14 protein-coding genes are annotated in these 14,732 nt (G+C 59.7%); 13 read left to right on the top strand and 1 reads right to left on the bottom strand.

The genetic code is table 11. The features are described from left to right. The first annotated feature begins 93 nt into the window (after positions 1–93). The 13 genes from rpsB to lpxB all read left to right on the top strand — a co-directional run bounded on the left by rpsB (position 94) and on the right by lpxB (position 13,269). A complete protein-coding gene (gene rpsB / locus J5278_RS11325) occupies positions 94–873 on the top strand; it encodes a 30S ribosomal protein S2 (RefSeq protein WP_142822528.1) in 780 nt (259 codons plus the stop codon). A 269-nt stretch (positions 874–1,142) separates the two neighbouring features. Beyond that, positions 1,143–2,069 carry a translation elongation factor Ts gene (gene tsf, locus J5278_RS11320; RefSeq protein WP_209183660.1) on the top strand — a complete coding sequence of 309 codons (927 nt, stop codon included), beginning with the start codon at positions 1,143–1,145 and terminating at the stop codon, positions 2,067–2,069. 98 nt (positions 2,070–2,167) lie between these two features. Beyond that, the gene (gene pyrH / locus J5278_RS11315) at positions 2,168–2,887 is read left to right on the top strand and encodes a UMP kinase (RefSeq protein ID WP_209183661.1); all 720 of its coding nucleotides are present in this window, start codon (positions 2,168–2,170) and stop codon (positions 2,885–2,887) included. 51 nt (positions 2,888–2,938) lie between these two features. Beyond that, the gene (gene frr, locus J5278_RS11310) at positions 2,939–3,499 is read left to right on the top strand and encodes a ribosome recycling factor (protein ID WP_142822532.1); all 561 of its coding nucleotides are present in this window, start codon (positions 2,939–2,941) and stop codon (positions 3,497–3,499) included. A 44-nt stretch (positions 3,500–3,543) separates the two neighbouring features. Beyond that, the gene (locus J5278_RS11305) at positions 3,544–4,290 is read left to right on the top strand and encodes an isoprenyl transferase (RefSeq protein WP_111215521.1); all 747 of its coding nucleotides are present in this window, start codon (positions 3,544–3,546) and stop codon (positions 4,288–4,290) included. Further along, positions 4,291–5,124 (top strand): phosphatidate cytidylyltransferase, encoded by an 834-nt coding sequence (locus J5278_RS11300; RefSeq protein WP_209183662.1) that lies wholly within the window; start codon positions 4,291–4,293, stop codon positions 5,122–5,124. A 24-nt stretch (positions 5,125–5,148) separates the two neighbouring features. Beyond that, entirely contained in the window at positions 5,149–6,282 is a 1,134-nt protein-coding gene (gene rseP / locus J5278_RS11295) for an RIP metalloprotease RseP (RefSeq protein ID WP_202617104.1), read from the top strand. A gap of 194 nt (positions 6,283–6,476) precedes the next feature. After that, on the top strand, positions 6,477–8,816 hold the full coding sequence (gene bamA / locus J5278_RS11290) for an outer membrane protein assembly factor BamA (protein ID WP_142822538.1): 2,340 nt from the start codon (positions 6,477–6,479) through the stop codon (positions 8,814–8,816). Between the two features lie 52 nt (positions 8,817–8,868). Next, positions 8,869–9,933, top strand: a complete 1,065-nt coding sequence (gene lpxD / locus J5278_RS11285; RefSeq protein WP_209183663.1) for a UDP-3-O-(3-hydroxymyristoyl)glucosamine N-acyltransferase — start codon at positions 8,869–8,871, stop codon at positions 9,931–9,933. Continuing rightward, positions 9,926–10,393, top strand: coding sequence for a 3-hydroxyacyl-ACP dehydratase FabZ (fabZ, locus tag J5278_RS11280; RefSeq protein ID WP_209183664.1), 468 nt, complete (start codon positions 9,926–9,928; stop codon positions 10,391–10,393). The genes lpxD and fabZ overlap by 8 nt, the downstream gene beginning before the upstream one ends. Beyond that, a complete protein-coding gene (gene lpxA / locus J5278_RS11275) occupies positions 10,390–11,208 on the top strand; it encodes an acyl-ACP--UDP-N-acetylglucosamine O-acyltransferase (RefSeq protein ID WP_209183665.1) in 819 nt (272 codons plus the stop codon). Before fabZ ends, lpxA begins: the two co-directional genes overlap by 4 nt. A 1-nt stretch (position 11,209) precedes the next feature. Beyond that, positions 11,210–12,091 carry an LpxI family protein gene (locus J5278_RS11270; RefSeq protein ID WP_209183666.1) on the top strand — a complete coding sequence of 294 codons (882 nt, stop codon included), beginning with the start codon at positions 11,210–11,212 and terminating at the stop codon, positions 12,089–12,091. Beyond that, on the top strand, positions 12,088–13,269 hold the full coding sequence (gene lpxB, locus J5278_RS11265) for a lipid-A-disaccharide synthase (protein ID WP_219258272.1): 1,182 nt from the start codon (positions 12,088–12,090) through the stop codon (positions 13,267–13,269). The genes J5278_RS11270 and lpxB overlap by 4 nt, the downstream gene beginning before the upstream one ends. A gap of 28 nt (positions 13,270–13,297) precedes the next feature. Here lpxB and gltA read toward each other — a convergent pair whose 3' ends face one another. Then, positions 13,298–14,587 carry a citrate synthase gene (gltA, locus tag J5278_RS11260; protein WP_142822549.1) on the bottom strand — a complete coding sequence of 430 codons (1,290 nt, stop codon included), beginning with the start codon at positions 14,585–14,587 and terminating at the stop codon, positions 13,298–13,300. Positions 14,588–14,732 lie beyond the last annotated feature (145 nt).

Here is a 14,732-nt window from a genome sequence, read left to right as displayed (position 1 = left end):
CGGGAGAAATCCGGACCGTTCCACCCGGTGGTATCTTCCTAGAAGATGCTGTTCGCCTTGCGGAGGTTCAACCGGATAAGGAGTAACCCAGGCATGGCATTGCCCGATTTTTCTATGCGCCAGCTTCTCGAAGCCGGCGTTCACTTCGGCCACCAGACACACCGCTGGAACCCGAAGATGAAGCCATATATCTTTGGCGACCGCAGCAACATCCACATCATCGACCTTCAGCAGACCGTTCCTTTGCTCAGCCGCGCCCTGCAGGTTGTCAGCGACACCGTTGCCCGTGGCGGCCGCGTCCTGTTCGTCGGCACCAAGCGCCAGGCGTCTGAAATCATCGCTGACAGCGCGAAGCGTTCTGCTCAGTATTACGTTAACTCGCGTTGGCTCGGCGGCATGATGACGAACTGGAAGACCATCTCCAATTCGATCCAGCGCCTTCGCAAGCTCGACGAAATCCTCAACGGCGACGCCCAGGGCTTCACCAAGAAGGAACGCCTCAACCTTGAGCGTGAACGCGAAAAGCTGGACAAGGCTCTCGGCGGTATCCGCGACATGGGCGGCACACCTGACCTGATGTTCATCATCGACACCAACAAGGAAAAGATTGCCATCGACGAAGCAAAGCGTCTCGGCATCCCGGTTGTTGCGATCATCGACTCGAACTGCGATCCGGATCAGATCGATTATCCGATCCCGGGCAACGACGACGCCTCGCGCGCCATCTCGCTCTATTGCGAACTGATCTCGCGCGCTGCCATCGACGGCATCGCCCGTCAGCAGGGCTCGTCCGGCCGCGATCTCGGCGCTGCTTTCGAAGCACCGCTCGAGCCGACCCTGGAAGAAGAAGTTGCTCCTGCTCCGCAGGCTTGATTGACCGAGCGGCAGGCGGATGAAAATCTGCCTGGCCGCGACTGAAATTCAGATAAGGCCGTTGGTGACTTGAGCAAGTTTCAGCGGCCTTACCTGTTTCAGGCGAAGGCATTCGGCGTAGATCCACCGATATGCTATCGTTTGAAAATCATTCCGTGTGGCGCGCTTTCATAACGCTGTCATGCATAGGGGTACATTTCGTCCCTCAAACCGGGTGCCGCGCCGGCTGATGCCGTCAGCGCACCATACCAACCGACAAGAGGCAAATAATGGCTGAAATCACGGCTGCACTGGTAAAGGAACTGCGCGAAAAGAGCGGCGCAGGCATGATGGACTGCAAGAAGGCACTCACCGAGACCGCCGGCGACATGGAAGCCGCGATCGACTGGCTGCGCGCCAAGGGCATCTCCAAGGCTGACAAGAAGTCTGGCCGCACGGCTGCCGAAGGCCTCATCGGCGTTGCCAGCGCCGGCACATCGGCCGTTGTCGTCGAAGTCAACTCCGAAACCGACTTCGTTGCTCGTAACGATGCCTTCCAGGGTATCGTCCGCAACATCGCCAAGGTTGCCCTGACGACCGACGGTTCGGTCGAAGCCGTTGCCGCTGCGACCTATCCGGATTCTGAGAAGTCCGTCGCCGACACCATCAAGGATGCTATCGGCACGATCGGCGAGAACATGAACCTGCGTCGCACGGTTCTGCTGTCGGTCAAGTCGGGCGTCGTCTCGACCTACATCCACAATGCAGTCTCCGACGGCCTCGGCAAGCTCGGCGTTCTCGTTGCGCTGGAATCGACCGGTGACAAGGATGCGCTGAATGCCATCGGTCGCCAGGTTGCCATGCACATCGCTGCCACGGCACCGCTCGCCCTGCGTCCTGAAGACGTCGATACTGCTGTTGCCGAACGCGAACGCAACGTGTTCATCGAACAGGCTCGCGAATCCGGCAAGCCGGAAGCCATCATCGAAAAGATGGTCGATGGCCGCATGCGCAAGTTCTTCGAGGAAGTCGCTCTTCTGTCGCAGGCTTTCGTCATCAACCCTGACCTGACGGTCGGCGCTGCCATCAAGGAAGCCGAAAAGGCAGTCGGCGCGCCGATCGAGATCACCGGCATGGCACGCCTGCTGCTCGGCGATGGCGTCGAGAAGGAAGAGACTGACTTCGCAGCTGAAGTCGCTGCCGTCGCCAAGGGCTGATCGTCGGTCTGCTTACTGCGGGAAAACCAGAGGGCATCGCGTGACAACGCGATGCCCTTCGTGTATCCGGCTTTTTACGATCAATCTTAGGAGCAACCATGTCCGAGCCGATTTACAAGCGCGTCTTGCTGAAGGCGTCTGGTGAAGCTCTGATGGGGACCCAGGGCTTTGGCATCGATGTCGAAGTTGCCGACCGGATTGCCTCAGACATTGCCGAAGCCCGCCACATGGGCGTCGAAGTCGGCGTGGTTGTAGGCGGCGGAAACATCTTTCGCGGCGTCGCGGTGGCCTCCAAAGGCGGCGACCGCGTCACCGGCGACCACATGGGTATGCTGGGAACCGTCATCAACGCGCTGGCGCTGGCGACTTCCTTGCGCAAGCTTGGAATCGACACGGTGGTGCTGTCGGCCATCGCCATGCCTGAAATCTGCGAGAGCTTTTCGCAGCGCGCCACGCTCTATCATCTGTCGCTCGGCCGCGTCGTGATTTTTGCTGGCGGCACCGGCAACCCGTTCTTCACCACCGATTCGGCTGCTGCCTTGCGCGCCGCGGAAATGGGCGCCCAGGCCATCTTCAAGGGCACGCAGGTCGACGGCATCTATTCGGCCGATCCGAAGAAGGTGCCGGACGCTACCCGTTTCGAACATCTGACCCACAGCCAGGTGCTGGAAAAGGGTCTGGCCGTGATGGATGTCGCCGCCGTCGCACTGGCGCGCGAGAATTCCATCCCGATCATCGTATTTTCTATCCATGAAAAGGGCGGTTTCGCCCAGATCCTGACCGGCGGCGGCTACAAGACCGTCGTATCCGACAACTGACAATCTCATGGCGTCGTGGATCGACGCCGCATTGACGACGGGAGTAAAGACATGAGTGGCAACACCGACCTCAACGAAATCAAGCGCCGCATGGACGGCGCGATTTCCGCCTTCAAGGGCGACATCGCCTCGCTGCGCACCGGCCGTGCGTCGGCAAACATCCTCGATCCGGTAACGGTCGATGCCTACGGTTCGCGCGTGCCGCTGAACCAGGTCGCCAACATCACCATTCCGGAACCCCGCATGCTCTCAGTCTCTGTCTGGGACAAGTCCATGGTGAGCGCCGTCGATCGCGCCATTCGCGAATCCAACCTCGGCCTGAACCCGATCATGGATGGCCAGAACCTGCGCATTCCGCTGCCGGAACTCAACGAGGAGCGTCGCCGCTCGCTGGTCAAGGTTGCCCACGAATATGCCGAGAAGGCCAAGGTTGCGATTCGCAACGTCCGCCGCGATGGCATGGATGGCCTGAAGAAGGCCGAAAAGGACGGGGCTCTCGGCCAGGACGAAACCCGCGCCAAATCGGACCGCGTGCAGAAGATGACGGATGACTCGATTTCCGACATCGACCGCTTGCTCATCGATAAGGAAAAGGAAATCATGCAGGTTTAGGTCTGCACGAACCAGCGTCCTGCCGTCGAACGAACTGGATACCCATGTCAGAGTCTAGCCTTATGATAGTCCCCGAGCACGTCGCCATCATCATGGACGGCAACGGCCGCTGGGCCAGTGCGCGCGGCCTGCCGCGCACCATGGGGCATCGCAAGGGCGTCGATGCAGTCCGCGAGACCGTTCGCGCTGCTGGCGATGTTGGTATCAAGTACCTGACGCTGTTCGCGTTTTCTTCGGAAAACTGGCGCCGTCCAGAGGCCGAAGTCACCGACCTGCTTGGGCTTCTGAAGGCATTCATCCGTCGCGACCTCAGCGAGTTGCACCGGCAGAATGTCCGCATCCGCGTCATCGGCGATCGCCAGAACCTGCGGGGCGACATCCTGCCGCTGTTGATCGAAGCCGAAGAGACAACCAAGAACAACACAGCGCTGACGCTGGTCATCGCCTTCAATTACGGCTCCCGCGACGAAATCGCCCGCGCCATTGTCAGTCTTGCCAAGGATGTCGAGGCGGGACGCTTGCGGCCGCAGGATATTACGCCGGCACTGATCGACGGGCGGCTGGATACGGCCGGAATTCCCGACCCGGACCTCATCATCCGCACCAGCGGCGAGGAGCGGCTCTCCAACTTCCTGCTCTGGCAGGCTGCCTATTCTGAGTTCATGTTTGTGCCGGACTACTGGCCGGATTTCAGCCGCGCCCTGTTCCTGTCCGCACTCGAGCGCTATGCCGCTCGTGATCGCCGCTTCGGGGCCCTGTCGGCCAAGCCGACCGCCGCCGTGGGTCTCTAAATGAGCCGCGAACTCAGGCTTCGAATTATATCGGGCGTCGTCATGGCAGTCGTGGTCCTGTTGGCCACCTGGCACGGCGGCTCGGTGTTCCGGCTGCTGGCATCGGTCATAGGGCTCCTCATCTACTACGAGTGGTCGACCATCACCGGCCTGCGGGATCGCGACTTTCCGGGAGCTGCCCTAGGCTGGCTCGCGGTCGTCGTCATTGTCATCGCCACGCTGGCGCGAGAATCGGTCTATGCGGTCGGCGCGCTGCTGCTTTTCACGGTCCTCGGCATGGGCCTCGTTGCGGCCCGAAAAAAAAGCTGGTGGTTGCCGGTCGGCATCGTCTACGCGGGCCTGACGGTCATCGCCATGTCGGAAATCCGCGACGACGACTTCCTCGGCTTCGTATTGATGCTGTTCATTTTTGCGACTGTCTGGGCAACCGACATCCTTGCCTACTTCGTCGGCCGCGCGCTGCGTGGGCCGAAGCTTGCGCCGCGCATTTCCCCCGGCAAGACGTGGTCCGGAGCCGCAGGCGGCACTCTTGCGGCTGTGATCATAGGCCCGGCAGTCGTCTGGTGCTTCTTCCCCGGCACAGGGCTCCGGGTGGTACTGGTGGCTCTCCTGCTGTCGGTCTGCAGCCAGGCTGGCGACCTCTTCGAGTCCTTCATCAAGCGTCGTTTCGGCGTCAAGGACTCCGGCCATCTCATTCCCGGACATGGTGGCGTGATGGATCGTGCCGACGGCCTCGTTTTCGCTTGTTTTGCAGGCTTCTTGTTGGCTATCGTGCTGTCGTTGATGGCGGGAGGCGAGATGTCGTCCTTGGGCGGCGTATTGCTGGGTGTCTGAAATCAAAACATACAGGATCCGTTCATGGGCAGCATAATGAGCATCGTCAGCTTCCTCGTAGGCTACATCCTGCCCTTCGTGCTGGTGCTATCGCTGCTGGTGTTCGTCCATGAGATGGGCCACTACCTTGTCGGCCGATGGTCCGGCATCCGCATCCTGGCATTCTCCGTCGGGTTCGGCCCGGAGATTGCGGGCTACACGGACAGCCACGGCACCCGCTGGAAACTCTCGGCAATCCCGCTCGGCGGCTATGTGAAATTCTTCGGTGACCAGGACGCCTCCAGCAAGCCGGACATCGATGCGGTCTACGCCATGAGCGAGGCCGAACGTGCCCAGTCATTCGTCGGTGCCGCGCTCTGGAAGCGTGCCGCCACGGTGGCAGCGGGTCCCATTGCCAATTTTATTCTGGCGATTGCCATCTTCTCCGTCCTGTTTGCCATATACGGCCGCCAGGTTGCCGACCCTGTGGTAGCGGAGGTCAAGCCGGATAGCGCGGCCGCCCAGGCGGGGATCGAACCAGGCGACCTCCTTGTGGCAATTGACGGCGACAAGGTGACGACATTCGACGACGTTCGCCGCTACGTCAGCATCCGCCCGGGCCGCAACATTGTCGTGACCGTCGAGCGGCGTGGCGAAAAACGCGATTTTCCGATGGTTCCGCTTTCGACCGTCATGACCGACCAGTTCGGCAACAAGATGGAAGTCGGCATCATCGGCATCGTCACCAACCAGGAGATGGGCCATTTCCGCAAGGAAAGCTTCACACCGCTCGGCGCAGTGGCCGAAGGTGTCAGGCAGACCGGGCACATCGTCACCGGAACGTTCGAATATATCGGCAATCTTCTTGGCGGCTACATGAAGGCGGATCAGCTCGGTGGCCCCATCCGTGTCGCCCAGGCCTCCGGCCAGATGGCGTCGCTGGGTATTGCAGCCGTGCTACAGTTGGCTGCCGTTCTGTCGGTTTCCATTGGGTTGTTGAACCTAATGCCTGTACCGGTACTTGATGGCGGCCACCTGATGTTCTATGCGATTGAGGCGGTAAGGGGAAAACCGCTTGGGGCCGGCGCGCAGGATGTCGCTTTCCGCATCGGTTTGTTCATGGTGTTGTCGTTGATGGTTTTCGCAACCTGGAACGATATAAGCGCCCTGATTGGATGAGGGCAGGACAGCGGAAATAATGCTTTATTTACGATGTTTCAAAGCTGTAGTGGCGAATGAGACACGTTTCCAAATGAAGTAAACAGAAATTAACCCGCGCGCTTGCTTGTAGGCTAAAAGCGGGTAAAACGACACACGTGGCCGGAATCGAGTTTGCTCGACATCAGGAACGACTGAGAAAAGGTAAGAAGTACATGAAGGCTGGTTCAAAGTTTTTGAACGCAGTATCGGCGGTTGCGCTGTCTGCTGGTATTGTTGCTTCGGGCGCAGGTGTCCTTACCCTTGCATCCGCCTCTGTCGCGGAAGCAGCTGTCATCCAGAAGGTCGACGTTCGCGGGGCATCCCGCTCTGGCGCGGACGCTGTTCGCGACAACATAACGATCAAGCCCGGTGTTAGTTTCACCAGTTCCGACGTCGATGACTCCGTAAAGCAGCTTTACGCAACGGGTTACTTCTCCGACGTCCACATCAATGTTTCCGGCGGCACGCTCGTCGTTTCCGTCAAGGAAAACCAGATCGTCAACGCGGTGGTTTTCAACGGCAATCGCAAGATCAAGGATGACAAGCTGCAGGGCGTCGTCAAGACGCATGCTTCGGGTCCTTTCGATCAGAACATCGTCAATGACGATATCAAGACCATCAAAGAAGCCTACGCAGTCATCGGCCGCAACGAAGTGACCGTGACGACGCAGGTCGTCAACGTTGCTCCCGGCCGCGTCAACATCGCTTTTGTGGTCAACGAAGGCGACCGTACGAAGATCGACAAGATCAACTTCACGGGTAACCAGGCCTATGGTGATGGTCGCCTTGCGTCAGTTATCGCGACGAAGAAGACCAACTTCTTGTCGTTCCTGACCCGCAAGGACGTCTACAGCGCCGACAAGCAGCATGCCGACGAAGACACGCTGCGCCAGTTCTATTACAATCACGGCTATGCCGACTTCCGCATCGTTTCCTCGGACGCGACGCTGGACGAGCAGACAAACGCCTACACCATGAACTTTGCCGTCGAGGAAGGTCCACGTTACACCTTCGGCGACATCTCAGTCGTGTCGACGGTCGACGGCGTGAATGCGGATGAACTCAAGGGCCTGATCTCCACCTCTACCGGCGAAGTCTACAACGCCAAGAACATCCAGAAGTCGATCGAGGCGATCTCCAAGCGCGTTGCTGCTGCTGGATATCCCTTTGCCCGTGTTACGCCGCGTGGTACGCGCAACTTCCAGAACAACACGATCGCTGTCGAATATCTGGTTGACCAGGGCGAACGCGCCTATGTCGAGCGCATCGAAATCCGCGGCAACACCCGCACCCGCGACTACGTCATCCGTCGCGAATTCGACCTGAACGAAGGCGATGCGTTCAATCAGGAAATGATCACCCGCGCCAAGCGTCGCCTCGATGCTCTCGGTTACTTCACGAGCGTCAACATCACGACGGCACCGGGCAGCGCGCCTGACCGCGTCGTTATCGTCGTCAACGTGATCGACCAGTCGACCGGTTCGTTCGGCGTCGGTGCAGGCTACTCTGTCGGCAACAACGGCGGGATCCTGCTCGAAGCCTCCGTCGAGGAAAAGAACTTCCTCGGTCGCGGCCAGTACATCCGCATCGCTGCGGGCGCCGGCACAGAAGGCTCGCGCACCTACAACATCTCGTTCACCGAGCCCTATTTCCTCGGCTACCGTCTGGCCGCTGGTTTCGACATCTTCAAGAACCAGACGTCGAGCGACGATTACTACGACTACAGCGAAGCCGGCTTCTCGCTCCGCGTGACCGCGCCGATCACCGAAGACCTGGCCACGACCCTTCGCTACAACTACAAGCACATCGATTACAAGGGTACCAACGACTGGGAAGATCACCTGTCGAACACCTACCAGAACCTCATCAACGACGGTCCGTGGACCCAGTCGTCGGTGTCGCAGACATTCACCTACAACACGCTCGACGATCAGAACCTTCCTCGCGACGGTATCATCGCCAAGCTGACGCATGAGTTTGCAGGCCTCGGCGGCGACTCGAACTTCTACAAGATCAGCGGCAAGGCGCGCTTCGTGAAGACGCTGAGCGACGAAGCCGACATCATCGGATCTCTGACGCTCGGTGCCGGCTACGTGCTGCCTACGAACGGCAAGCTGAACGTATTCGACCAGTTCCAAATCGGCGGTCGTGAAATTCGCGGCTTCGAGAACACGGGTATCGGCCCACGTACTTCGAATGGCGACAAGGACCCGTTGGGCGGCACGACATACTTCACGGCTTCTGCTGAAGCCAGCGTTCCAATGCCCGGCGTCCCACAGGACATCGGCCTGCGCGCTGCAGCCTTTGCCGACGCTGGTACCCTCACGGGTAACAAGGTCGATACCTCTGGCGATAGCGTCAACAGCGATAGCTCGATCCGTGCATCGCTCGGCCTCGGCATCATCTGGGCCTCGCCCTTCGGTGTGCTGCGCGTCGACTATGCGCAGCCTGTCATGAAGCAGAGTTACGACAAGGTTCAGCAGTTCCGGTTTGGCATTGCCAACCAGTTCTGATATCGGCAGGCCCAGACCCACGGGTTAGAATACCGTCCTGGAGCTGTTGTTTATGGAACATAACCGTTTTTTCCCGCCCCATGCTGGGGTCAGCCTTCGGGAGCTGGCCAATCATCTTGGGGCGGTTGTTGCCGATGAGAAGTTTTCAGACCGTGTCGTTCGTTCTGTAGCCCCCGTATACCGGGCAGCTGAAGGCGACGTTTGCTATATTCTTTCCCGCAAGAATATGGATGAATTGAAGACCTGCAAAGCCTCCGCCATCATCTGCGATGCGTCGATGCAGTCGATAATTCCGCCACACGTGCCGATCATACTATCCTCAAAGCCCCATGCTGCCTTCGCGATTGCCGGCGCCTTGCTGCATCCTGCCGCAATGCGCGCTGTAACCGTCGGAACAGCTAAGAGCGGCATATCACCTGCCGCGTTTGTCGACCCCACGGCACGGCTCGAGGCCGACGTGCTGGTCGAACCGATGGCGGTTATCGGGGCAGATGCCGAGATCGGCGCGGGGACGCAGATTGGCGCAGGTGCCATTATCGGCGCTGGCGTCAAGATTGGCCGGAATTGCTCGATCAGTGCTGGGGCCAGCGTTCTTTGTGCCTATGTCGGCAACAACGTCATCATTCATAACGGTGCGCGCATCGGGCAGGATGGTTTCGGCTATGCGCCAGGTCCGGCGGGCATGCTGAAGATCGTCCAGGTCGGACGCGTCATCATCCAGGATCACGTCGAGATCGGCGCCAACACGACGATCGACCGGGGCACGATGGACGACACCGTCATCGGCGAAGGAACGAAGATCGACAATCAGGCGCAGATCGGCCACAACGTCCGCATAGGGCGCCACACAGCGATTGTCAGCCAAGTCGGCATCGCAGGCAGCGCTCGCATCGGCGACGGCGTACAGATTGGCGGACAGGCCGGGGTTGCCGGTCACATCCATGTCGGAGACGGTGCGCAACTTGCTGCAGGTAGCGGCGTTATATTCGATCTGGCGCCTGGTGGTCGCTACGGCGGCGTTCCGGCGCGGCCGATCAAGGATTTTCTAAGGGAGATGGCGGAGACCATGGCTAAGATTGGAAGCCGCAAGAAGGCACGGGATGGCAAGGATGACTGATCACCCCGGGACCGAGCTCGGATCGGCCGATATCCTCGAGATCATGAAATTGTTGCCGCACCGCTATCCGTTTCTCCTCGTTGACAAGATCATCGAGATCGATGGCGACAACTCCGCAATTGGGATCAAGAACGTCACCGCCAACGAACCGCATTTCACTGGGCATTTTCCGGATCAGCCGATCATGCCTGGCGTCCTGCTGATCGAAGGCATGGCGCAGACAGCCGGCGCTATCTGCGCCCGTAAGGAAGGCCAGAGCGGTAGCCTCGTCTACTTCATGACCATCGATAATGCGCGCTTCCGCAAGCCGGTCGTGCCTGGCGACCGCGTTGAGTTTCACGTTGCGAAACAGCGCCAGCGTGGCAATATCTGGAAGTTTCATTGTGATGCAAAAGTTGACGGCACCAAGGTTGCTGAGGCCGATATCGGCGCGATGATCGTGCGCAAGGAAGAATCATGAGCGGCATAGCAAAGAGCGCCACTATCCACCCGATGGCCATCGTCGAAGATGGCGCCGTGCTGGGCGAGGGCGTCTCTATCGGGCCTTTCTGCTTCGTCGGACACAAGGTCGTGCTGGGTGACAATGTCCAGCTTTTGAACAATGCTGTTGTCACCGGCCGCACGACCCTCGGCAAAGGCTGCAAAATTTTTCCCATGGCGGTCGTCGGCGGTGATCCGCAGAGTGTCCATCACGGCGGCGAGGACACCAGCCTGACGGTTGGCGACAACTGCACGATCCGCGAGGGCGTGACGATGAATGCCGGCACCGCTGAATTTGGCGGCGAGACGATCGTCGGCAACAACAACCTGTTTCTCGCCAACTCGCACGTCGCCCATGATTGCCGGGTCGGCAACAACGTGATCATGTCCAACAACGTCATGCTTGCCGGCCATGTGGTGATCGGCGACCGCGCCATCCTGGGCGGAGGCTGTGCCGTGCACCAGTTTACCCGCATCGGCCGCCAGGCGTTCATCGGTGGTCTCTCGGCGGTCAATTACGATGTCATCCCCTACGGCATGCTGAACGGAAACCCGGGGATATTGGGCGGCCTTAACGTTGTCGGCATGACGCGTGCGGGTATCGAGCGGCCGATCATTCATATGGTCCGTCGCGCCTTCAAGGCGGTGTTCGAGGGCGAAGGTTCGATCCGCGAAAATGCGGCTGCAATCCGCACCGAGTTTGCCGACTGCGCCGAGGTGATGGAAATTCTCGACTTTATCGCCGCTGATAGCGATCGCGCCCTTTCGTCGCCGCATCGCGGCAACAAGAACTGACGTGAACGATAGCGGGAACGACGACAAGGGCCGCCTGGCGATCATCGCCGGCAGCGGCTTTCTGCCAGCCTACCTCGCCGAGGCCGCCCGACAGGCAGGCGAAAACCCGGTCATCGTCGTATTGAAGGACGAGGTTCTCCGCGACTGGAGCGACTACGACCACGCGCTGCTCGGCGTCGGTGACTTCAAGGGATTCGAGGCGCTTTTCGATCGTTACGATGTGCGCCGTATCGTGATGTCGGGCAGCGTTGCCCGACGCCCGGAATGGCGCGAGATACGGCCAACCTGGCAATCGTTGGTCAGAATGCCGGGCGTCGTCAAAACGCTGCTGTCCGGCGGCGACGATACCGTGCTGAAGATGGTGATCGGCCTGCTCGAGGTCAAAGGTCGCAAGGTCATCGGCGCGCACGACATCGCACCGGATCTGCTTGCGACAACCGGCACGCTCGGCAGCCACGCGCCGTCCGAGGATGACATGCGAGACATCAAACAAGCAGCCAGGGCCGCCGATGCACTCGGCATGCTGGACGTCGGACAGGGCGCCGTCAGCGTCGGCGGACGCATCGTCGCGCTCGAAGGCGTCGAGGGGACGGACCAGATGATCGAGCGCGTCGCAGGCCTTCGGGCAGCCGGCCGCATATCGCACCGGCGCCGGGGCGTGCTGGTGAAGCTCTGTAAGCCGCAGCAGGACCTGCGCGCCGATCTGCCCTCCATCGGCGTATCGACCATCCTCAACGCCAAGGCAGCTGGCCTCGGTGGCGTTGCTGTCGAGGCCGGGCGTGCGCTGATACTGGAGCGTAAGGCGACGATCGACGCTGCCAATGAGGCCGGCCTGTTTTTGTTCGGTATCGATCGCGGCCTGACTGCCGGAGGCATCCAGTGAACACTTCGCCCCTGAAGGTCGCCATCATTGCCGGGGAAGTCTCCGGCGATCTGCTGGGCGCCGATCTCGTTGCCGCCCTGCGCCTGCAGACGACGCGACAGCTCGAGCTCGTAGGCGTCGGTGGCGATGGACTGGAGGCGCAAGGACTAAAGTCGCTTTACGATTTCTCCGAACTGTCGCTGATGGGGTTCACCCAGGTGATCGCCAAGTTGCCGCGGCTGATTGCCCTTATCGGCGAAACGGCAAAGGCCGTCATCGCCGCAAGGCCGGATATCCTCGTCATCATCGACAGCCCGGATTTTACCCACCGGGTGGCCAAGCGGGTCCGCAAGGCGCTGCCCGACCTGCCGATCGTCCAATATGTTTGCCCGAGCGTCTGGGCCTGGAAAGAATATCGTGCCACAGCGATGCTCGCTTACGTCGATCACGTCCTGGCTGTCCTGCCGTTCGAGCCGGAAGTCATGAAACGTCTCGGCGGCCCGCCGACGACCTACGTCGGTCACCGCCTGGTGACAGATACCGGTCTGGTCTACGCGCGCCGGCAGCGCGCCGCCCGTCCGCCGCTCGACGCGAACGACACGCGGACCATAATATTATTACCCGGCTCAAGGTCTTCCGAAATAAATAACCTGATGCCGTTCTTTCGCCAGACTGTTGATGAACTTAGCCGGCGTAATAAAAGCATGCGATTCGTCATGCCGACAGTTGCCCGGCGCGAAGATTTGGTTCGTAAGCTGGTCGCCGACTGGGAGATCAAGCCCGAGATCGTCATCGGTACTGCCGCCAAGTGGCAGGCCTTCGCGTCAGCCGACGCAGCGATGGCAGCGTCGGGGACGGTGATTCTGGAACTCGGCTTGACCGGTGTGCCGGTCATTTCGACGTACAGCACGGATTTTATCGTCAAGCTGCTGCACAAGCGGATAAAGACCTGGACCGCTGCGCTGCCCAACCTGGTTGCCGATTATGTCATCGTGCCGGAGCAGATCAACGAGATGTTGCTGCCGGGCCTGTTGGCCCGCTGGCTCGAGCGCCTGTCGAGCGACACCCAGCAGCGGCGCGCGATGATCGAGGGTTTCGACCTCGTTTGGGACCGGATGCAGACGGAGACACCGCCCGGAGAAAAGGCAGCATCCATTGTGCTCGAACTTCTGGACAACAAAAAACCCGCCCATTCCTGAGCGGGTTTTTTTATAAAGTCTAAGGCGTTTAGCGGCCGTCGACCGGTGTGTAATCGCGCTTCGGTTCGCCGGTGTAGAGCTGGCGAGGACGGCCGATGCGCTGCTGCGGATCTTCGATCATCTCGTTCCACTGGGCAATCCAGCCGACGGTACGCGCGAGTGCGAACAGCACGGTGAACATTTCCGTGGGGAAACCGAGTGCCCGCAGGGTGATGCCCGAATAGAAGTCGACGTTGGGATACAGCTTCTTTTCGATGAAGTAAGGGTCGTTCAGAGCAATCTTTTCGAGCTCCAAAGCAACCTGCATTAGCGGATCGCCGGCATTGCCGGTTGCTTCCAGCACTTCGTACATCGTCTTCTGCATGATCTTGGCGCGCGGATCGTAGTTCTTGTAGACGCGGTGACCAAAACCCATGAGGCGGAAAGGATCGTTCTTGTCCTTGGCGCGGGCGATGTACTCAGGGATGCGATCGACGGTGCCGATTTCCTGCAGCATCATCAGTGCAGCTTCGTTGGCGCCGCCATGGGCCGGGCCCCAGAGGCAGGCGATGCCGGCCGCGATACAGGCAAATGGGTTTGCGCCCGAAGAGCCGGCAAGACGGACCGTCGATGTCGAGGCGTTCTGCTCGTGATCGGCGTGCAGGATGAAGATGCGGTCCATCGCACGGGCAAGAACCGGATTGACTTCGAATTCTTCGCAAGGAACCGCAAAACACATGCGCAAAAAATTCGACGCATAGTCGAGATCGTTCTTCGGATACACGAAAGGCTGGCCGATATGATACTTGTACGCCATCGCGGCAAGCGTCGGCATCTTTGCAATCATCCGGAGGCTCGCCACCATGCGCTGGTGCGGATCCGTGATATCGGTTGAATCATGATAGAAGGCCGACAGCGCACCAACGCAACCGCACATCACAGCCATGGGATGTGCATCGCGGCGGAAGCCTGTGAAGAAGCGCGTCATCTGTTCATGCACCATGGTGTGGTGAACGACGCGGTCGTCGAAATCCTTCTTCTGCGCAGCCGTCGGCAGTTCGCCGTAGAGAAGCAGGTAGCAGACTTCCAGGAAGTCACCCTTTTCGGCCAGCTGCTCGATAGGGTAGCCGCGATGCAGCAGAACGCCTTCGTCACCATCGATATAGGTGATCTTGGATTCGCACGATGCGGTCGAGGTGAAGCCGGGGTCGTAAGTGAAGGAAGCGGTATTCTTGTAGAGTGCGCCAATGTCGAGGACGCTCGGACCGATGGTACCGGCCTTCACCGGCAGATCGACAGTCTTATCACCCCAGGTCAGTTTCGCGCTTTGTTCCGTCATGAGAGCCTCCAAGATTTGGCGGGTTGGTGCCTTAAAAAAGCACCAAAGGGTTAAGCGTCTAAAGATTAGCTATATGATCCAGAGGCTAATGCCAAGTTACCCTGACCGGTATTTGTGCATCGCGGTATCAACTTTTGGGCAGCGC

This window comes from Rhizobium sp. B21/90 (assembly GCF_019355815.1).
Lineage (GTDB): Bacteria > Pseudomonadota > Alphaproteobacteria > Rhizobiales > Rhizobiaceae > Rhizobium > Rhizobium rhododendri.
Note: the sequence above shows the minus strand (reverse complement) of the source record. Positions and strands in the feature narration are given on the sequence as shown.